17 protein-coding genes, 1 tRNA gene and 1 riboswitch are annotated in these 20,176 nt (G+C 52.4%); of the genes, 2 read left to right on the top strand and 16 right to left on the bottom strand.

The window, feature by feature from the left end:
- Positions 1-98: 98 nt before the first annotated feature.
- The 12 genes from NST43_RS00860 to NST43_RS00805 form a co-directional block, all read right to left on the bottom strand.
- Positions 99-983, bottom strand: a complete 885-nt coding sequence (locus NST43_RS00860; protein ID WP_339221921.1) for a UbiA-like polyprenyltransferase — start codon at positions 981-983, stop codon at positions 99-101.
- A gap of 17 nt (positions 984-1,000) precedes the next feature.
- Complete coding sequence (locus NST43_RS00855) at positions 1,001-2,284, bottom strand: aspartate aminotransferase family protein (RefSeq protein WP_339221919.1); 1,284 nt, start codon at positions 2,282-2,284, stop codon at positions 1,001-1,003.
- A gap of 167 nt (positions 2,285-2,451) precedes the next feature.
- Positions 2,452-4,377, bottom strand: coding sequence for a U32 family peptidase (locus NST43_RS00850; protein ID WP_339221918.1), 1,926 nt, complete (start codon positions 4,375-4,377; stop codon positions 2,452-2,454).
- A 21-nt stretch (positions 4,378-4,398) separates the two neighbouring features.
- Positions 4,399-5,196, bottom strand: a complete 798-nt coding sequence (locus NST43_RS00845; protein ID WP_339221917.1) for an energy-coupling factor transporter transmembrane component T — start codon at positions 5,194-5,196, stop codon at positions 4,399-4,401.
- Complete coding sequence (locus NST43_RS00840) at positions 5,183-6,091, bottom strand: energy-coupling factor transporter ATPase (RefSeq protein ID WP_339221915.1); 909 nt, start codon at positions 6,089-6,091, stop codon at positions 5,183-5,185. Before NST43_RS00840 ends, NST43_RS00845 begins: the two co-directional genes overlap by 14 nt.
- Positions 6,067-6,933 (bottom strand): ATP-binding cassette domain-containing protein, encoded by an 867-nt coding sequence (locus tag NST43_RS00835; RefSeq protein WP_339221913.1) that lies wholly within the window; start codon positions 6,931-6,933, stop codon positions 6,067-6,069. The genes NST43_RS00840 and NST43_RS00835 overlap by 25 nt, the downstream gene beginning before the upstream one ends.
- A 19-nt stretch (positions 6,934-6,952) precedes the next feature.
- Complete coding sequence (locus NST43_RS00830; RefSeq protein WP_209994599.1) at positions 6,953-7,516, bottom strand: Gx transporter family protein; 564 nt, start codon at positions 7,514-7,516, stop codon at positions 6,953-6,955.
- Entirely contained in the window at positions 7,500-7,889 is a 390-nt protein-coding gene (locus NST43_RS00825) for a NusG domain II-containing protein (protein ID WP_339221910.1), read from the bottom strand. Before NST43_RS00825 ends, NST43_RS00830 begins: the two co-directional genes overlap by 17 nt.
- Positions 7,890-8,093: 204 nt before the next feature.
- A complete protein-coding gene (locus tag NST43_RS00820; protein WP_339221908.1) occupies positions 8,094-9,608 on the bottom strand; it encodes an HD-GYP domain-containing protein in 1,515 nt (504 codons plus the stop codon).
- A 514-nt stretch (positions 9,609-10,122) separates the two neighbouring features.
- Positions 10,123-11,088, bottom strand: coding sequence for an alpha/beta hydrolase (locus NST43_RS00815; protein ID WP_339225309.1), 966 nt, complete (start codon positions 11,086-11,088; stop codon positions 10,123-10,125).
- Between the two features lie 323 nt (positions 11,089-11,411).
- Positions 11,412-11,804 carry a hypothetical protein gene (locus tag NST43_RS00810; protein ID WP_339221906.1) on the bottom strand — a complete coding sequence of 131 codons (393 nt, stop codon included), beginning with the start codon at positions 11,802-11,804 and terminating at the stop codon, positions 11,412-11,414.
- A gap of 183 nt (positions 11,805-11,987) precedes the next feature.
- Positions 11,988-14,789, bottom strand: coding sequence for a choice-of-anchor A family protein (locus NST43_RS00805; protein WP_339221904.1), 2,802 nt, complete (start codon positions 14,787-14,789; stop codon positions 11,988-11,990).
- Between the two features lie 82 nt (positions 14,790-14,871).
- Positions 14,872-14,964: riboswitch (cyclic di-GMP riboswitch) on the bottom strand.
- Between the two features lie 757 nt (positions 14,965-15,721).
- Between NST43_RS00805 and NST43_RS00800 the strand changes: the two genes are divergently transcribed.
- Positions 15,722-16,087, top strand: coding sequence for a hypothetical protein (locus NST43_RS00800; RefSeq protein WP_209994601.1), 366 nt, complete (start codon positions 15,722-15,724; stop codon positions 16,085-16,087).
- Between the two features lie 362 nt (positions 16,088-16,449).
- On the opposite strand, the gene NST43_RS00795 is transcribed toward NST43_RS00800, so the two are convergent.
- Positions 16,450-16,872, bottom strand: a complete 423-nt coding sequence (locus NST43_RS00795) for an ASCH domain-containing protein (protein WP_339221902.1) — start codon at positions 16,870-16,872, stop codon at positions 16,450-16,452.
- Between the two features lie 97 nt (positions 16,873-16,969).
- Between NST43_RS00795 and NST43_RS00790 the strand changes: the two genes are divergently transcribed.
- Positions 16,970-17,722 (top strand): YukJ family protein, encoded by a 753-nt coding sequence (locus NST43_RS00790; RefSeq protein WP_339221900.1) that lies wholly within the window; start codon positions 16,970-16,972, stop codon positions 17,720-17,722.
- On the opposite strand, the gene NST43_RS00785 is transcribed toward NST43_RS00790, so the two are convergent.
- The 3 genes from NST43_RS00785 to NST43_RS00775 form a co-directional block, all read right to left on the bottom strand.
- On the bottom strand, positions 17,701-18,849 hold the full coding sequence (locus NST43_RS00785) for a hypothetical protein (protein ID WP_339221898.1): 1,149 nt from the start codon (positions 18,847-18,849) through the stop codon (positions 17,701-17,703). The genes NST43_RS00790 and NST43_RS00785 overlap by 22 nt on opposite strands.
- Positions 18,850-18,987: 138 nt before the next feature.
- Positions 18,988-19,059 (bottom strand) — tRNA-Thr (locus NST43_RS00780).
- 363 nt (positions 19,060-19,422) lie between these two features.
- A complete protein-coding gene (locus tag NST43_RS00775; RefSeq protein ID WP_209994699.1) occupies positions 19,423-20,160 on the bottom strand; it encodes a DUF3800 domain-containing protein in 738 nt (245 codons plus the stop codon).
- Positions 20,161-20,176 lie beyond the last annotated feature (16 nt).

Below are 20,176 nucleotides of genomic sequence, written 5' to 3'. Positions count from 1 at the left end.
CAATCAGGGAATCCGAAGTTAACAGCGACCGGAAGTCCAAATATTCCGCGCAGTGCAGCTCCCCAACCTCCAACGCGCTTCCCGCGCCGCCTCCCAGCCTAATTAACGTAAAAATAATCAATCAGCGTACACAGCAATATCACCATACTAATCACCTGATTCAAATTATAAGAAGCCACCTTCATCAGCTTACGGTTAGCAGGCTTGATGATCTTGTGCTCCGTCATGAGCAGCAGCGTAGCGATGCCGATGCCGACCAGATACATCCAGCCGAGATCACGCCAGAGGTACAGGAACAGCAGCAGCATAACCATAATGAAATGCAGCCCCTTGGAGATCCACAGCGCATTCTCCAGGCCGAAGAAGCTCGGTATGGACCATAAGCCGTTTTTTCGGTCGAACTCAATGTCCTGGGTTCCGTAGATAATATCGAACCCGGCGATCCAGAGCATCACCACGGTTCCGATCACGAACGGCGTGAAGGCGATATTCCCGGTAACCGCAAACCAGGCACCAATCGGCGCCGACGCAATCACGAAGCCCAGATACAGATGACTGAGGAAGGTGAAGCGCTTCGTATAGGAATAGGATGAGATCAGTACAATGGCTACCGGAGACAGCACCAGACAGAGCAGGTTCAGCATCCCGGAGGCTACAATGAACAGGGCATAGTTGATGATAATGAACAGAATGACTTCTTTCTCGGCGAGCAGACGCTGCGGCAGATGCCGGTGGGCGGTACGCGGATTATTGCCATCGAAGGTGCGGTCTACCAGACGATTGAACGCATTCGCCCCGTTGCGCGCCCCGATCAGCGCAATCAGCCCCCATAACATCATATGGCCGGAAGGCCAGCCGCCCGCCGCCCATACCATCGAGATGATGGCAAAAGGCAGGGAGAACAGCGTATGGGAGAACATCACCAGCTCGCTGAACATTTTCATTTTTAGTGCCGTATGTTTAAAAGCATTAATGATCACCATAATGTTAGGCCTCTTTCTCAGTGGATCGCTTGCAGCACTTCATGAAGTGCATCCAGCAGGGCATCGATATTCCCGGAAGTGACAACAAGCGGCGGCTGGAAGGCGAGGACGTTGCGGCCTATGCCGTTTTTGCCGATCAGGTATCCGCGGTCCTTCAACTCTTCCAGCACATAGTCTGTCACAGCAGCGGCATCCTCAGTCTCCGTACCGGCCAGCTCGGCCCCCAGCATAAGTCCGCTGCCCCGTACATCGCTAATCAACGCAGGGTAACGCTCCTGAAGAGCAAGCAAGCCTTGCTTCAGCTGCCCGCCGAGCTCAGCCGCACGTTCTGCCAGCCGCTCATCACGAATGTAGTCCAGCACCGCTAGTGCCGTAGCCGCAGAGACCGGGTTCCCTCCGAATGTCGAGGCGGAAGGCTTGTTCAGCGATGCCGCAATCTCATCCGTCGTGGAAAAGGCAGCGATGGGCACACCGTTCCCAAGCGCCTTAGCCATGCTGATAATGTCCGGCACAACGCCGAAATGCTCCATCGCAAACATAGCTCCCGTCCGGCCGTAGCCGGTCTGGATTTCGTCGTCAATCAGCAGTACACCGTACTGCTCAAGCAGCGCCTTCACCTCACGGAAGTAAGACAGCGCAGGCATGACAATCCCGCCATTTCCCTGAATCGGCTCCACGATCATAGCAGCGATGGTGTCTCCCTGGGCAGCGAGTACCTCCTTCAGATTCTGGATGGACTGCACCGCCGCTTCCTCCAGAGTCAATTCCGGATGATACGGGCGCTTAATGAACGTCACATCCTCATCGAGGTAGGCATCGGTCCGCCACATTTGCAGTCCGGTCACACTCATAGTGAGGTTGGTCCGGCCATGCAGGCCGGCATCCAGAGCGATGAAACCTTTGCGGCCGGTATGCATCCGCGCCAGCAGCAGCGCCCCTTCATTCGCCTCTGAGCCGCTATTGACGAAGAATGTCCGGCGCAGCGCGCCCGGCAGCACTTCTTCAAGGCGTTCCGCCAAGTCTACATTCGGCTGGGTCAGATAGATCGGCGAGGTGTGCTGCAATTGCTGCAGTTGTGCTATCGTACGGGAAGTAATAGCCGGATTACAGTGGCCGCAGGCAACCACAGAGACTCCCGCGAAGAAGTCGGTGTATTCCTTGCCGTTCTCATCGTAGACATACTGCATGCTTCCACGTACCAATTGCGGGGCATCCCGGTAAAAATGTGCGGTGCACGGGTAGAAATACTGCTTTCTTTTGGCAGCTACCGCTTCTCTTCCAATGATAACGCTCTGTTCCATGAGATTCCCCTCGCTTTCGATAGCTGATGATTTAACAATGATGGCTAGCAGGCTGGTGCCACATCAGGCACACCTGTCTATTAGTTTGTGAAAAAAGGTACTTATAATCGCGCCATATTCCCTTATTATACTCGCAATAGCGTTATTTTAAAATTGAATTATTAGCATTAGTTAAACTGCAGTGAACCGAGGGTGTACCCCGCATATACCGGCTTCAATCCGCCCAGCAGATCATCCTCCGGCTTCGTTCCATCCATCGCAGCCTGATAAGCAGCAATAATAGTGCGCAGCTCCTCTATACTGTATGTCTGGCCTTCAATGCGGAAGCTGGCAATCCCCAGGCCGTTCATTTCACCCAGCATTGGGAGATAACATAACTCCTTGGCGAACAACAGATGGCAGCGGCCATATTGGTCACGGTAGACCGGGTTCTCGCCCTTGTCAGTCTTGAGCACCAGCACATCATTGCGGACATATTGGTTGTCTTCCTCTCCGATTGGCTCCATCACCTCTGTATTCTCGAACAGATCATGCTCCATATACATCAGCGCCGGCGTTCCGTGTACCACAACCTCCAGCGGCAAGTCGCTGTGCGAGGTGAAGGTGGCGAAGTGCTCCAGCGTCATCTCCGGCGAAACAGTCAGCTTCGTAAGGCCCAGTCCGGCATACAGTCCGGCAGACAGATGGTTGTAGACATTCAGATTGGCATCGCCCATCATAGGATAACCAGTCCCACGGTAACGGCGGATCGCTCCCAGGTTCGTAATGATCAATCCGTCAATCGGCAGCCGTTCCCCGTTCAGCAGATGATCATACTGGTCGAAATGCAGCTCATTCATCATCCGCGGCAGGCCGAGATATAGCTTGGTATGGCCTTTTACCGCTCCAAGGTCCTTAATATCCTGCTTCGTAAAAGGACGGTCCGGCTCAAACACATCGCCCGGCAGATACAAGCTGTCCACTCCCATCTCCAGTACGAGACGCGCCTGCTCCATATTATTCACACGCACTGCCAGCTCAGGCTTGTTAAGGGTGCTGCGTCTGTCTTCAGCCATTCGCCCGCGCAGCTCTGTCACCCGCTCGGCAGACAGTTCACGCTCGGCAGTCGGCGTACTGAACACTTTACCGGTGCTGTAGAACTTGCCAGTTCCCTCATAACGGCGGTTGATATTCGACAGTCCCGGTTTGCCAAAAGCATACGCCGTGGAGAAATCGCGCTTGCGGTTGTTATGCAGGTCCTTGGAATCCTGGGTCCGGTCGAAGCCCAGCGGATCATCGATATAACGGTCAATCGCATCGCCGTAGCTGTTGGACAGCATCACCATGAAGTCTTTGTCGCGCATACGGCCTTCGATTTTGAAGGAAGTAATGCCGGATTCAATCAGCTCCGGAAGATGCTCATACATGAACATATCCTTCACCGCCAGCGGATATTCCGCAGGGAAGACATAGCCGTCACGTTTGATCCGGTAATCCCAGCGGCAAGGCTTCATACATTTGCCCCGGTTGCTGCTCATCCCAAACACCTGGGAGCTGAAATAACAGTTCGCCCCGTGGACAGAGCACATATCCCCATGGATGAAATACTCCAGCTCCATGCCACTCTGGCGTCCCAGCAGCTTAGCGGTCTGCAGATCCATCTCCCGCGAGGTAACGACCCGGCTGACGCCCAGCTCCTTCAGCGCATGGATCATCTCCAGATTATGCACATTCATCATGACGGACGCGTGCACCGGCAGATTCAGCCCCATCTCGCGGATCAACTCCAGCACAGCCATATCCTGCACGATCAGCGCGTCCGGACGGGCTGTATCCAGGAAACGCAGATACTCTCTGGCCTCTTCCACATCCTCTTCGCTGAACAGATTGTTTACCGTGATATATACTTTTTTGTCCATCGTATGAGCGATATTCAGGGCTTCGATAATCTCTTCATGACTCAAGTTGTAGCCCTTGCGCATCATTCTCATGTTCAGCACCGGACCGCCGAAATACACCGCATCGCACTTCGATTCAATGACAGCCTTGAAGATCTCGAAGGTTCCCGCAGGTGCCAATAACTCTACTTCTTTACCATTAAAATAACGTGCCATTTCCGTATCCCCCTAAATGTCTTACAATAATGCAACTGCAACTCCCAGTACAACGAACATAGCAACAAAAAGCGTATCCGCCGCGCCCCACCTGAGCCGGTGATACCGGCTGCGCGGCGCATCCATGCGGAAGCCCCGGGCTTCCATGGAATAGATCAGGTCCTGGGCCCGCCGGAACGCACTGGCGATGACCGGAACCAGCAGCGAGACAAGCATGCGCGCCTTCTCCTTCAGCGGCAGCTCCTTCAGATCCGCTCCGCGCGAGGCCTGCGCCTTCAGAATAATCTGTGCCTCATCCAGAATCGTCGGGATGAAACGCAGCGCGATGCTGATCATCAGCGTAATCCGGTCGGGTGACAGCCTCAGCTTCTTCAGCGGGGCCAGCACTCCCTCCAGCCCCTGGTTCAGCTTGCCCGGCGTTGTCGTGAAGGTCAGCAGCGCGGTGAAGGTCAGCAGGAATAACATGCGGATGACAGAAAATGCCCCCATCCGCAGGCCGCCCGCATGCAGCGAGAACGAGCCAAGCGACCACAGCACCTCCCCTTCCTTCACGGACAGCGCCTGTACGATGAAAATGAACAACATCAGATAACGCAAAGGCTTCGCAGCCTTAATGAAATATTTCAGTGGAATGCGGGTCGTCGCCATCACCGCAATGGAGAAGACCGCGACCAGCCCGATCGATATCCACGAAGTGGACAGCAGGATGATCGCTACATAGAGCAGCATCCCGGTGATTTTGGACCGGGCATCCAGCTTATGCACCCAAGAGCCCGTATCAATGCTGCGTCCCAGCAGCAGACGCTCATTCATGGCCATTCCCCATTTCTTCCCCGCCGGAGGCATTCAGCGTGCGGCGCTCTTCAAGCAAGGCGGCAAGCCGCCCCGCGAGGCCCTCCGCTGTAAGAAGCGGCTGCTCGCCGCTAAGGCCGAAGCGCTCGGCGGCAGCTTGCCAGTAACGCAGAGACTGCGGAACCCGCAGTCCGCAGCGCTCCAGAATCGCCGGATCGGCGGCCAGCTCGCGGCCGCTGCCCTGGAAGGCGAGTTCCCCCTCCTTGAGCAGGACCCAGTTGTCGGCCACCGGCAGCAGTTCATCCATCCGGTGCGTCACGATGATGATCGTCCGGCCCTGCTCGCGGCACAGCCGCTCCAGCAGCGCGATTAGCTCCGCGCGGCTTACCGGGTCCAGGGTGGCGGTCGGCTCGTCCAGCACCACAATGTCCGGGTCCATCGCCAGTACCGAGGCGATGGCTGCCTTCCGCATCTGTCCTCCGCTGAGCCGGAAGGGATTGCGCTCCAGCAGCGCCAGATCCAGTCCCATATCCGTCATCGACTTGCGCGCCCGCTCCTTGGCCTCCTCCAGGCTGACCCCGAAGTTCAGCGGCCCGAAGCAGAGATCCTTCTCCACCGTATCTTCGAACATCTGCTGCTCCGGGAATTGAAAGACGAGGCCTACCCTCCGCCGCAGCGGAAGCAGCCTCGGTGATTTCTCCCCTGCAGTTATCGTTACATCCAGCACCTGCACCGTGCCTTCTGTCGGCTTAAGAATGCCATTGAACAGCTGGAGCAGTGTCGATTTGCCCGATCCGGTGGCTCCGGCAATTCCGGTCAGCGAACCCTGGGCAATCTCCAGATTAATCCCGTGCAGCGCCGTCTGCTTCCACATACTGCGGTCGGCATACGTGTAGCTTACTTGCTGTAGTTGTATTGCCATAGTGTGTCTATAAGCTCCTTTTCGCTGGCGGGTACATCCACCGTAATTCCCCGGCTCTCCAGTTCACGGGCAAGCTGCCAAGTATATGGCTCCCGCAAATGACACTTCTCCAGCAGCTTTGCATCACGGAACAGTTCCGCAGGTGATACATCTGCCACGATGCTTCCCCCATGCAGCGCCAGCACCCGGTCCGACGCCAGAATCTCATCAGCATCATGAGTAATCAGCAGAATCGTGTAGCTGCCTTCTGCCTGCATGTCGCGCAGAATCCCCATCAGTTCATCCCGGCTGCCTTCGTCCAACATAGAAGAGGCCTCGTCGAAGATGACGATGCCTGGCTTCATGGCGAGAATCGAGGCGATGGCTACACGCTGCTTCTGCCCGCCCGACAGCTCTCCGGGATGCTTGGACAACAGATGGCTGATCCCGAGCTTCCCGGTATAGAATTCGAGCCGCTCCTTCATCTCTTCGTAGGACAGGCACAGCCCCTCCAGGCCGAAGAGAATATCTTCTTCCACCGTCTGACCTATGAACTGGTTGTCGGGGTTCTGGAAGACCATTCCGATGCATTGCCGGATGGACTGAACCGTCTCTTCCTGCAGCGTATGCCCGCAGACAGAGATATGGCCGGCGCTCTTCGGAAGCAGCGCATTCAGCAGCTTGACCAGGGTCGATTTGCCGCAGCCGTTAGGCCCCACAATGCTCACCCATTGGCCCTGCGGGATAGACACGTTGATATCATGAAGAATCGGATGCTCCGGATCATAGCCGAAGGATACGCCCTCAAGGGCAATCACCGCCGGCTTCTCACCGGCTTTTGTATCGTTGTACGCTTGGTTCATGTTACTCATCCTTCCGCAGCTAGTGACCCGGTCCGTTCAGGAACTCTTCAAACAAGGATATCTTGGATAGTGAGTCCACCACATACCGGACGGCGAAGCCGACAGCAATGCCCGTAATAATACCGGTAATCAGCAGAACCGGCAGATAATAGAAAATACTGGTTGAATTAAATACGAACGAGGCTGCCAGCAGCTGTCCCGTATTATGAGCCAAGCCTCCCGCAATGCTGATGCCGATAACACTGAACTTTTTGCGGCCGAGCTTCACCAGCGCGAACATCACAATGAAGCTGAACAGGGAGCCGAACAAGCTGAACAGCAGGCTGGACAGCGTGCCGAGCAGGAAGGCGGTCAGCAGTGTCTTAAGGATCACCAGTACCAGGACATCGCGTCCGCGCAGAAAGTAAATACAGGTCAAAATCATAATATTGGCGAAGCCGAGCTTCGCCCCGGGCATCAGCCCCACTCCGGCCAGCGGGATCTGCGCCTCCACAATACTCAGCACCACAGCAACGGCAGCAAATATAGCGATAATTACGGTCCGCTTCAGCGCTGTGGCCGATTCACTACTGGACATAGCCATCTACTTCATCCTCCCCGGCCGCACTTGCAATCTCAACCAATACCCGGTGCGGAAGACATACGATGGTCTGCTTGGGCAGCGTGATGAATCCGAAGCCGAGACAGACCTTATCGGGACAATCCGCATCGAACATCTCAACCCCGTAATCATGCACCTTCAGAATGTTATAGCCCCGCTCGGTGCGGACCTCAATAGTCTGCTCTTCTTTGGTCAGGGTTATCGTTTTGAATAACTTACCATCTACCGTTATATTGGCCTTGAGTTCTTTGCCTGGCCCACCTTTATTAGCATCGTTTGACAGCCATCTTGGCACGAGAAAAGCGAGCGCAGCAATCAGAACGATAGAAATTAGCAGCACATCTGCGCGTTTCATAGAAATCTCCCTTATTTTTTAATTAAAATCCAGACTTAATAATTATAACGGTCTGCCTTCAATCCTTCAATGAATGTAGTCGTTAATTGTCGCATTTCCATGTCAGTTCACAAAATAGGCACGCAAAGCCGAAGCGGAACCTCCATAAACTGGATAGTATCCGCTTCGGCAAGGAATAAAAGGATAATGCACTCAAACTGTGTATTACCCGGCTTGGACCGGCTGCGCATCCTTGCGGGCTTCCGGCTTCCGTCCGAAATAACCCAGGAACAATCCGGCGAATTCTGGGTCCCACTGGCTGCCGCTGCCCTGCTCCAGAATCCCCAGCGCCCGTTCGTGGTCCATCCCTTTCCGGTAAGGCCGGTCCGATGTCATCGCATCATAGGCATCTGCCACCGCGATAATCCGGCCATGCAGGGGGATATTCATACCGGCAAGACCATCCGGGTAGCCGTGGCCGTCATAACGCTCATGATGCGAGCGGACACCGCCCAGAAAGGGTGCCATTTTGTCCGCCGGTTCAATTTGCCGCAGAATATTCTCCCCCAGCACCGTATGGCTCTGAATCTGAAGGAATTCCTCATCCGTTAGGGCTTCTTCCTTGAACAGGATGCTGTCCCTCACCCCGATCTTGCCAATATCATGCAGCAGGGCCGACTTGCGCAGATCATCCAGCTCCTGCCCCCTCAGTCCGGCCAGCTGTCCAATAATAACCGAATACTCCGCTACACGCAGCGAATGTCCTGCCGTATAAGAATCGCGGGCATCCAGCGCCACGGCCAGGGTGGAGAAGTAGCTGTCCAGCAGCTGGCGGCTCTGTTGCTCCCTGGCCTGGAGCCCGCGGACCATCATGTTAAAGCCCGCAACCAGCTTGGAGAACTCATCGGAATACTCATCCTGCACCTGGACCAGATTACCGTCCTTCACCTGGTTCATCGCCTGATACAGTTCATGGATCGGATGCTGTACACTGTTCGTCAGCAGCCAGGCCGCAATGGAGGAGAACAGCGTGCCGATCAGCAGCACCATCCCCGCCCAGGCCCAATAGCTCTGAAGTCCGACGACAACTATAGAATCCCCCTCACCGTTCATACGGATATGTGTCGCCATAATAAACAGGAACAGCGGGAAGGTCCCGATCAGCATACAGCTCACCAGGAATTTGGGGCGTATCGGCACGAACACATGGCCCTCCAGGGCAAAATCCACGCCATACTGCTCCAGCGCACGGTTCCTGAATTCCTTGATCAGCGGAATAATGGCGGTGCAGGTCAGGAAGAATTCAATCAGGGAGTGCATACAGGCCACAAGCACAGCGCAGCACATAGCCAGGATCAGATAGATATAAGGGAACGTCACCCAGCCCGCATGAATCATCCAGAATGTCAGCAACAGAGCCGGCACGGATAATCCGAGCAGATGCGGCCCCATAATCCGCTGAATGGCCCGTTTGGGCAGCTGGTGGGTGTGCAGATAAGCTTCCTCGAGCATAGGTAATGTAGCATTCTCCTGAACCAGCGCAGCCCGTATGGGTCTGATCTGTCTGAGAAAGACCGTAATCTCTATGGACGCCATAATCACAAAAGAAAAAATAAGCACCAGCAGGAGGCGGTAATATTCAACCCGGCTGATCTCCAGGGAAGATAGCATAAGCAGACTCCCGACTGCCAGTACCGCTACAGTAGAGCCGAAGACATAGTTCCGGATCTGACTTCTCAAAAAACCTCTGTATAGTCTCATCTGTCCCCTCATTCCCGTCCCGGCCTCAGCCCAATATACAGTTGCGTTTTTATGATGCCCGTGCTATAATAAAACAATATTTGTTTTCGAGTATGTTTATCCCCATCAAGAAGATGTCAGGCCGATGAATCACTCTATATATTATCGGCGGTTTGGACACAATATCTTACGTTTTCTTGCAGTACTTATCCCTTTTATGAGATTAAATTCGAACATAGCATTCCGATTCACACTGGCGCGGCCACGGAGCCGCAAGGACAAAAGAGAGGTAGGGCTTTTGTCGTATTGGAAGGATTTCTCTCGCCACACGGCTGCTGGAAATAACAAGGAATAACGACACCCGTCTTGCTCACAGACGGCGGGGGATTAATATACCGATAAAGACTTGGCGTGCTGCTTCCCTGTTCTGGGGAAAGGCCCCATGTGTGGAACATAATTAGCGCCCGATAACCGCTGTCAGCGGATATCGGGCGCGTCTACGTTCTAGGGACTTTTACCTTACTGATTCAGCGGCAACCGGGCTGTGTACATAGCGTTCCACGAATTCGCCTACTGTGCGGATGTATGTGCTTTTATCCGTATCATAGGCAAGACCATGCCCCGCTCCACGCACCACTAATTGCTCCTTCGGACTCCGGCAGGCCTCATACAACTCATTCATCATATCAAAAGGCACGAAGGTATCCGCATCCCCATGGATGAACAGAATCGGCACCTTGGCCTTGCGTACCTGCTTCAGCGCAGACGCCTCCCCAAAGGAATAACCGGCCTTCATCCGGGTCACCAGACTGGCCACCGGCACAAACGGGAAGCTGGGCAGATGGTACATCCGCTTCAGCTGATAGGACAGCTGCGCCTTGACCGAGGTGTAGCCGCAATCGGCGACAATCGCCTTGACCTGCGGAGGAAGCTCCTCGCCGGACGTCATCAGCACCGTGGCTCCGCCCATAGATACGCCATGCAGCACGATCTGCGCGTCCGGTCCGTTCTCCTGCAGGACAAATCCGATCCATTTCAGATAATCCCGGCGCTCCGGCCAGCCAAAGCCGATATAATCTCCTTCGCTTTTCCCGTGTCCTCTAGCATCAGGCAACAGCACATTGTACCCCAGGTTCTCATAATAGTTCTTAGCGGTCGCTCCCATATCCTTGGCCTTCCCGGAATACCCGTGGGCAACAATGACCGTCCGTCCGGCAGCACGCTCTGACGCCAGATAATAGCCTTGCATCTTGAGCCCCTCCTCAGACACCAGCTCCACCTCACGGAAGGTCTGCCGGGACACCCACTCCGCCCCTTCTCCCCACGAAGCTCCGGCCACCGGCGGCGGATCGATCTTAAGGTCTGGAGTCTTGGCCAGGAATTCCTTAGGGGCCCGCCTAATGGCTACTCCATAAAAATAGAATCCGGCATATCCCACCCCTGCGGCCACGACGATCAGCGCCACAAGCAGGTATAGCATCCACATCAACGTTCCTCCTTTAGTAAGCAACCCTTCCCAGTCAGGGAAAAGCATCTCTTGCTTAGTGTAATTTGAGCCTAGTATAGCACGGGAGTACGGCCAACTAAAAATATAGCCGAGACGCCCTGTTTTTTAGTGTATTTTGTAATGGAGTATGAATTACGGCGACGCTTAGAAGCACGCTCCGCAAACGGAACGTTGTTCCAATCGCTCTTGTATCCAGATTTTTCCATTCCCCTAATCGGTGAAAATCCGGATACAAAGGCGACCGCTCTGCTTCTCCACAATCATTCCGCCCGCTCCGCTGTTTAAGAGTGGGAGTATCAAAAGGAACAAAATGCTTGCGGCATCGCCATTGTAGTCGGTTTTTCGACCATATCCGACCCACACGCCTCTGCCGCACCGAATGTAGTCGCTTTTTCGACCACATCCGGCACACACGCCTCTGCCGCACCGAATGTAGTCGGTTTTTCGACCTCATTCGGCACACACGCCTCTGCCGCACCGAATGTAGTCGCTTTTTCGACCACATCCGGCACACACGCCTCTGCCGCACCGAATGTAGTCGGTTTTTCGACCACATTCGGCACACACGCCTCTGCCGCACCGAATGTAGTCGCTTTTTCGGCCATAATCAGCCCAGATGACCACGCGCTGTCCATGTGTTCAGTGAAATCAGCAAAGTCATTCCTATTCCTGATCCAGAATATAGTCATCCTGCGGATGCTCCAAGACACTTTTCCCCAACTATATGCACAACTTATCCACATCGGACGTAAATCATAATTTTCTAATCAAAAGAAAGAGCTACTTCCAGGAGAACGTCTTCTCCGAAAGCAGCCCTTGTCAAATTACAGGATCACCGTTTGTTTGTATAAAACTCAGCTAGGATGATTCACTTACTTACGTTTGCTGTTTCTGGTGGTTCTTCTAAGAATCAAGCCCAGACCCGCTAGTGCCAAACCGGCAAAATAATAAGGTGCAGGACTAGATTCGCCCGTCTTCGGCAGAGTCCCTTCCACAGGCACACCGCCTAGAGGAACTTCATCATCAATAATGACTACATCGGGTGCCGGTTCCGCTGACGGCGTTGGCTCCGGTGTTGCTGCTATTGGCGCAACCGCAACAGCCGGTGTCGGCGTTGGTGCCGGTACTGTTGTAGCTATTGGAGTTGCTACAGGTCCAAGCGGCAGCGGATCATCATTCACAGCCACATCATTGCTCACGATAAATCCGATAATCGGAGTCGGCGTAGGCACTGGAGGGAAACTGAACGGCGGCGATGTTGGCGCTGGCGTTGTTACTGGTGTTGGATCTGGTGTTGGTGTCGGCGTTGGCGTCGGCGTTGGTGTCGGCGTCGGCGTTGGTGTCGGCGTCGGCGTTGGTGTCGGCGTCGGCGTTGGTGTCGGCGTTGGCGTTGGCGTTGGTGTCGGCGTCGGCGTTGGTGTCGGCGTCGGCGTCGGCGTTGGTGTCGGCGTCGGCGTTGGTGTCGGCGTTGGTGTCGGCGTCGGCGTTGGTGTCGGCGTCGGCGTTGGCGTTGGTGTCGGTGTCGGTGTCGGCGTTGCTGTCGGCGTCGGCGTCGGCGTTGGCGTCGGCGTTGGTGTCGGTGTCGGCGTTGGCGTTGGTGTCGGCTCTGCCGTTGGCGTTGCTGTCGGCGTTGGTGTCGGCTCTACCGTCGGTGTTGGTGTTGGCTCTACCGTTGGTGTTGGTGTCGGCTCTACCGTCGGTGTTGGTGTTGGCTCTACCGTCGGTGTTGGTGTTGGCTCTGCCGTTGGTGTTGGTGTCGGCTCTACCGTCGGCGTTGGTGTCGGCTCTACCGTCGGTGTTGGTGTTGGCTCTGCCGTTGGTGTTGGTGTTGGTTCTGCCGTCGGCGTCGGTGTTGGTGTCGGCTCTACCGTCGGTGTTGGCTCTGGTGTCGGTGTCGGCGTTGGTTCTACCGTCGGCGTTGGTGTCGGTACTGCCGTTGGCGTTGGTGTCGGCTCTGCCGTTGGTGTTGGCGTCGGTTCTGCTGTCGGCGTTGGTGTCGGTACTGCCGTCGGCGTTGGCGTCGGCTCTGCCGTTGGCGTTGGCGTCGGCTCTGCCGTTGGCGTTGGTGTCGGTACCGCCGTTGGCGTTGGTGTCGGTACTGCTGTTGGCGTTAGTGTCGGTACCGCTGTTGGCGTTGGTGTCGGTACCGCTGTTGGTGTTGGTGTCGGCTTCACAGTTGGCGTTGGCGTCGGCTTCACAGTTGGCGTTGGTGTCGGCTTCACGGTTGGTGTTGGCGTCGGCTTCACGGTTGGTGTTGGCGTCGGCTTCACGGTCGGCGTTGGCGTCGGCTTCACGGTCGGCGTCGGCGTCGGCTTCACGGTTGGTGTTGGCGTCGGCTTCACGGTCGGCGTCGGCGTCGGCTTCACGGTCGGCGTTGGTGTTGGCTTCACGGTCGGCGTCGGCTTCACGGTCGGCGTTGGTGTCGGCTTTACAGTTGGTGTCGGTGTCGGCTTCACGGTCGGCGTTGGTGTCGGCTTCACGGTAGGTGTTGGCTTTGGAGTTGGAGTGCACACAGGTGTCGGGCTAGGTTTTACTGTTGGTGTCGGCTTCACGGTAGGTGTTGGCTTTGGAGTTGGAGTGCACACAGGTGTCGGGCTAGGTTTTACTGTTGGTGTAGGTTTCACTGTAGGTGTAGGCGTTACCGTCGGTGTTGGCTTCACGGTTGGTGTTGGTGTTGCCGTCGGTGTTGGCTTCACGGTTGGTGTTGGTGTTACCGTCGGCGTTGGCTTCACGGTTGGTGTTGGTGTAGCCGTTGGTGTCGGTGATGGACTAGGTGTCGGCGTTGCGGTCGGCGTCGGACTCGGCGGCGGCCCCTCTCCTTCGTACAATCCCAGGTGCATCTCTACCCCGCCGCTAAAAGATTTTGCAATCAGGGTTCCGTACAGCTCTGCTCCTTTATAATGAACATCCGCTCTAGGTGCGAGGATCGTCCCGAAGAATGAGGTATATTCGATATTCACCTCAGAGGCTTCGTAAAAGTTGAACAATACTTGACTGGCTCTGCCGTTACTCATTGAAAAGCTCGGCACATTGACTGTAGACCCGCTTATATTAATAATCAGCGTAGCGTTCTGGGCAATGTTGAATTCGATATAGTTGGTCTTCGCCAGTGTCGAAGCATCCAAATGAACTACATTGAAACGATCCGGTGCACTTATCTTGAGCTGTCCATAATGATTATCGCCAATCTCATTCGTGTCGGCCAAAGCCCCATACTCTGTGGAACGGGAGATCAGCATCTGCTGCTCGGCTGCAAAATCAATCGGGCTGGCATTTTTCTTCCCGCCTTTGATGTTGACACCAGGCTCATTGGCTGTAAAGCTATCCCCAAATACCACATTCCCATAGATCTCTCCACTGCCTGAATGTACAAAATTCTTACCGGCCACAAGTACATCCGTCGGCGCAGCACCACTGTATGCTCTGGCTACTCCGTAACCTCCGGAGAGGGTAATGTTCCCTGCCGCTGCCAGGCGGCCCTCAATCTGATCATTGGCTTGTTTAAAATCCCCGAGGATAAAAGCATTAAAATTCCCTGCGACACCCAAAACCGGTGTTGGCGTATACGGCACCCCTGAAGCTGCTCTAACATCCGTCCCCCACGTAAAGGCACTGGATAAGGTCAATAGGCCCGCCATAATGATGGCGGCTGTTTTACGCACTCTTTTCTTCAATAGTCCACACCTCCTAGTTACTATTCTATGAATCTGTCACGAGACTATAACAACAAAAAAGACCGCCAAGAAGGGTTAGCTTCACGGCGGCCGGACGACCCTAGCCTCAACTTTTGAGACAGTAGATTCCTGACTTTGCGTCCCGTTCTTTCGATACGGTTTGCGTTTGTACATGATTTCGATATGAAATTATAATTTGCTTATGTAAATTCATTGTTGAGTCTATGACATTTGTTACTTTTGTACTAATTTCAGTTTATCCGCTCTCCCACCCTATTGTCAATCCACTCCCAGTATATTTTTTGAAATTATTTTTTACGATGGTTCCTCATTGATCCCTTGTACCATAAGGGTTAAGGGACGAGTCTCTTTTTTATCTAGTGACGAAAAAAGTCGAGAAATCAGAGGATTGGCTGTAGCCGTTTGTCTCTCTTTTCTATAATACTATCAATTTATATCATTAAAATTTGATACATTCGTCCTATTTTATCGCCCTCAGCCCACCTCTACTCATCATCTGCTCCTGTTCAATGCAATTTTACCTATTTATGGGCATCTCAGCTCGAAAAAAAAGTGCCGCCCATAGGGACGACACCTGCAAATAGAATTCATATATTTTGAATAAAAATGTCGCCTAGGCAGACCCGAACAGCTGAACCCAGCCAATCATCGATACCCAGAGCGGAACACTTAGAATGATCCCGAATACTAAACCACGGCGGAGACTTCCTTCATGACTCATTGCCATTCTCCTTTGAGCTGAAATTTTTTAATCCTCTATCTTTAATGTTTCAATTTTAATATAAAATAATTCATTCTATTTTATTGTGAAAAATGTCACATTATTAGGATTAGTTTATAAAACCCATTGATTATTTTTTGAAGGATGAGTTACAATGCGAATATACGTTCTCTTTGAGGGGTTGAGAAGGATGCAAAGAGCAGAGAGCCAGGACAACCTGCTGGTCAAATCCTATATTTTGCTGCCGCTTATTCTATCCGCCTTCGAGCGCGATGCTTCTGCTATATCCTCAGAGCTGCGCACGCCTGCGCCTTATCTGGAGGTGATCCAGACGGCCGTCCATGCCGCTTCTGCCGATCTGCGGGAGGTCCGTGCCGGGATGCGCGCCCGTGGTCTGAAGGTCTATGAACAGCAGCGGCTGGAGGCAGGCGTTGAAGCCAAATTCATCTGTAGGGGTTATCACGAGCGGATGCTGCTGCTGGATGATGTGATTGCCGCCCAGGCCACTCTGCATATGCGCAGATATCTGGGTATGGAGAAGATGAAGCAGCGCTAACAAAAGAAGCCTGCCGCAAGCGGCAGACTTCTACATCAAATGATCGCCCGGATGCGGCTACATTAATAACGTCCAATACCCCAACGTGCCGCATATAACCACTACAGCTACCGGGTACAGGATTCTCCGGCTTACCTGATCCCTGAACGCAAGAAACAAACAAAGCATACAAAGCCATGCAATTAGAAGGCTTCCCATCTATTATGCATACGCTCCTTCCCGGCATTCCTGCCCCTCTCCAGCGGTAACCGCCTCAGAGCACAACTATCCTTATATATAGGAAGATTTCCCGCCGAATATCCCAATTATACCAGCCGGCAGCCAATCTGGAGCAATTTTTCTTCAAAATGTCGTCAGGAAATTCACAATTCCTCTTCCAGCACAGGATATTCCCAGAACCCCAGGCGTCCCTTAGCAGATATAGGATGTACCAGTGGAACAACCTTTTCCAGCTTCCAGGCATACCTTCCCTCGGCATAATTGCCGAATACATATTCATTGCCACCCGGCCAGCCCTGCTGCGCAAGCTCCGGCGTCACCTCACAGCAATCCGCAATGCGGCTGACTGCAATGATCTTGCCCGTTGGCAGATTGTCTGCAGTGTAGCCATGACGGGCAAGTAACGACTGATACGGCTCCGTCCGGCAGATCGCCTTATTCACCTGCATCCCGGCATGAATGGCTAACTCCCCCCGGTGGGCGGTCCGCCAGGTCCGGGTTTCGATTTGTTTTTCTCCCAGCGCAATTAACGTGGCCCACGGCTGGCGAATGGTCAGGCATTTCATAATGTAGCTTGCCTCCTCTGATGAACACCTTTTTACTCAGAATTACTATGGCCTTCTATGGGAAACAATAATAGCTAAGAAGGGGGACTGACGAACTATGGGTAACGGATTAGATCAAGGGTACGGGGTATTAAAATGCAAATTATCCAATGAGGATACCATATATAAGCTAGGTGTCAAAAATAATCATGTCCAGGTACTGGTTGAGGTTGAAGGTAATATTAATAAAAAGTACAGGGTGGCTATCAATATCAGATCAAGTGCTAAAGCGGAACATTTACCGGAGGACACTGCAAATCAGGTGCTTTATTATGTGGGCGAAGATTTCAAAGCCGAAGAAACGGACCGTTGGCTCACGCTTGAATCCGGCTTCACGAAGATCACCAGGCATAACCGGAGCCTTGCCCTTGATTATATCAGAGGAAACCTGGTGATTCCCAGTAAGATGGTAGCTCTGCCTAATACGAACCAAGATGACAAGGAAGACAATGATCCCCACAACAATCTGTATGACAAAATCACCTCTTATCTCAAAGAGACACAGGAACAGGATGCAACCCTGTACGTATTCGGCGAGCCTTGGGGACCGGAAGAGGGTAAGCCCGATAAGTATTTCGGCTTCACCCCCGGACGCGGGGTTCATAATATTCATATGAACCAAGGCAATGCGGGCGGGTACGCCAGAGAAAATGGCACATGGCAAGACGGCGGAGTCCTTATACATTTCGAGAATGAACACAGATGGGTGGCTATCTTCCTGGCCTTCCAGTCCCAATCCTGGTGTACCAACGACCAGGGCGATGCCACCAAGCCGGTTAGTGAATGTAATCATACCAATGCTTTGTCATGAGCCAGCACCATCGCATTAACCGCTGATACGATATCCTTGGCATCCAGCTGTTCATCCAGCTTCAAATGAAGTTGTAAGGTAGAGACTGGTGAAGGGTTAGCAGAAATGATGAGCTCAACCTCATGAGATGAAAACACCTTCGCTTGTAGGATTTCCAGCCAGGGGATAAGATCCGGTAACGCTTTATCCTCCGAAGGACCGGTCTCCATGCCATCCACCCCAATAGGGGAATGCCCAGCGAAATACTCAATTCTGAGCACAGCATCAGAAGGAGGACTGTTCCTCTTCAAATTCCTAGCCGCTTCCAGCTGATGGCGGGAGGTTTGTTTACGACCGATAATTATATTCCACAAAACGATACACAGGGAGGGGATGAAGAAGCAGAGCACCGCCAACCAACCACTGGTGGTCTTGACATAGACGGCAAAAAAGAGGGCTGCGGATAGAATCACAAGCAACCAAATGTTGAGCTCCTGCCGCCATTTGGACTGGCGCTTCCCGGATGCTGGAGGAATGGACTGTGCTGGCTGAATATCCGAAGCTTGCTCCGGTTGAGCTGCCGTAGGTTCTCTCCATGGCAAATGCTCCCCATTCAGCATATAAAAGTTATCGGCTGCTCCCTGCCAGACCTTCTCCTGCGAGGGATGCGGCGACTGCCAGAGGGTAACGTACTCTTGAATGTCTCTCAGATATAGGGCGGGATCGCCCGTGAACGAGAAATATTGCGAAAGCTCCAGATGAATAACGGCAGCAGAATAACGCTGTACATGGGTCGATAAGGTCTCCATCCACTCCTGTACAGGAGTGGCAAGCGCTGGGAAACGGGCCAGCGTGCCGGGTAAACTCAGGCGCAATTGCTCTGCAGCATCCGCCCATGGAATCTGCCATTGGAAGGCCTCGGAGAAATGCTCCCACTCAGGCAAATCCTCCACATCCGGTTGGTCCATATGGGGTTGAATCTTGCTCCAAGCTTGCATAAGCTGCCTGCTATAGCGCTGGAACTGGTCTTGGCTGACCAGACAAAACCATACTGGAGCGAGAAAATTATTCGTTTCGAAAGCTGTATTCTCATAACCAATCAAATCCGTATCGGCACTGGTAACAATCAGGAATGTCCGGTTTCCCATATAAGATCCTTGCCTCCTAGCATCCAACCATATGCTTAACACTATACTATATTTGGATGGTAGAAGTTGATACTTGCATAGAAAAAAGGCGCAGTTCCAAAAAAACCGGAACCTGCGCCACTATCGACTTTGTAAGGATGCTGGTGAAGGGAATTGAACCCCCGGCCTACGCATTACGAGTGCGTTGCTCTACCCCTGAGCTACACCAGCGAACAGGCTTTGCTGTCCTGCCAAGCAAAAAATATTATAACTCTTCCAGCGGAAAACGCAAGCCCTTTTTCAGTAGTGAGTATGATAATTACATTTTGTTAAAAGGAAAAGAAGCGCCTTAAAAGGCGCTTCCATTAAATAAGAAGAGAGCTTTCGCAGTCCCCTTAAGTCGTGATACCTAAGAGAGCTTTCGCAGTCTTAGATATCATTTATATTAGTATTCGTCGACTTGCTTTAATTATACATGTCTTTTTGTACAAAGAAGAGCTTTCGCAATTCTTATGAGGTAGTTGATGCAGGGAAAGCTTACGCTATCACTACATAAAACATTTTAACTCAAACAATTTTCTATGTCAATGTACACTATGGAATTATTTTCAAGCCAAATCGTTCCTTTTTGTTACATCCTCCATCGTATGCTTGATTTTCAATCATATCAAGTAAACCATATGTCCTAAGTGGTTTACCGGAAAGCTTTCTATTCCACGTGTTTGGTAATAAGTCTGCAATCTGCAATCCTATTATGTTATCAGGTTTATAGCCGAAATTTATTGTACTAAGTCTTTTTTGTACAGTTTTATTACTGTAAAAAAGAGTTCCTTGGGCCATAAGATAATGGAAATGATATTGTAATTGTTGATCTTTTTGGTCTGGATCAGCATTAGTTGATTCTAAATAAATTGAACCTTTACCATCGTTCATTTCAAGATAGTGAACAAAATTCTCCATAATTATTTGAAGAGCAATGAAATACTTATCACGTCCATTAGTATATAAGCTTTGGCAGTCCTTCTCGTGAATGCTGACTCCAAACACTGGGAGATTATAATGCTTGAACATCCCAGTAATATCACCCCAGAAATTTTTAAGCACATCATTATCCTGAAAGACCTTAAATGGGGTGGCGGATTTATGTCTATTGATATCCATTTCGTGAATTATGACCTTTTCATCCCCAAAGTACTTATTCTTTATTGAATTGACATAAGGGATAATATCCATCTCATATTCGTTTTCTCCAATTGCAAATCCCATTAAGCTAAAATGATCAAAATGACCACCTGTGAGAATTTCATCTAAATAAAGCGTATATCTCTTCATTATTTTTATGGACACC

Source organism: Paenibacillus sp. FSL H8-0332 (genome assembly GCF_037963835.1).
In the GTDB taxonomy this organism is placed as follows: Bacteria; Bacillota; Bacilli; order Paenibacillales; family Paenibacillaceae; genus Paenibacillus_AQ; species Paenibacillus_AQ rhizoplanae.
Note: the sequence above shows the minus strand (reverse complement) of the source record. Positions and strands in the feature narration are given on the sequence as shown.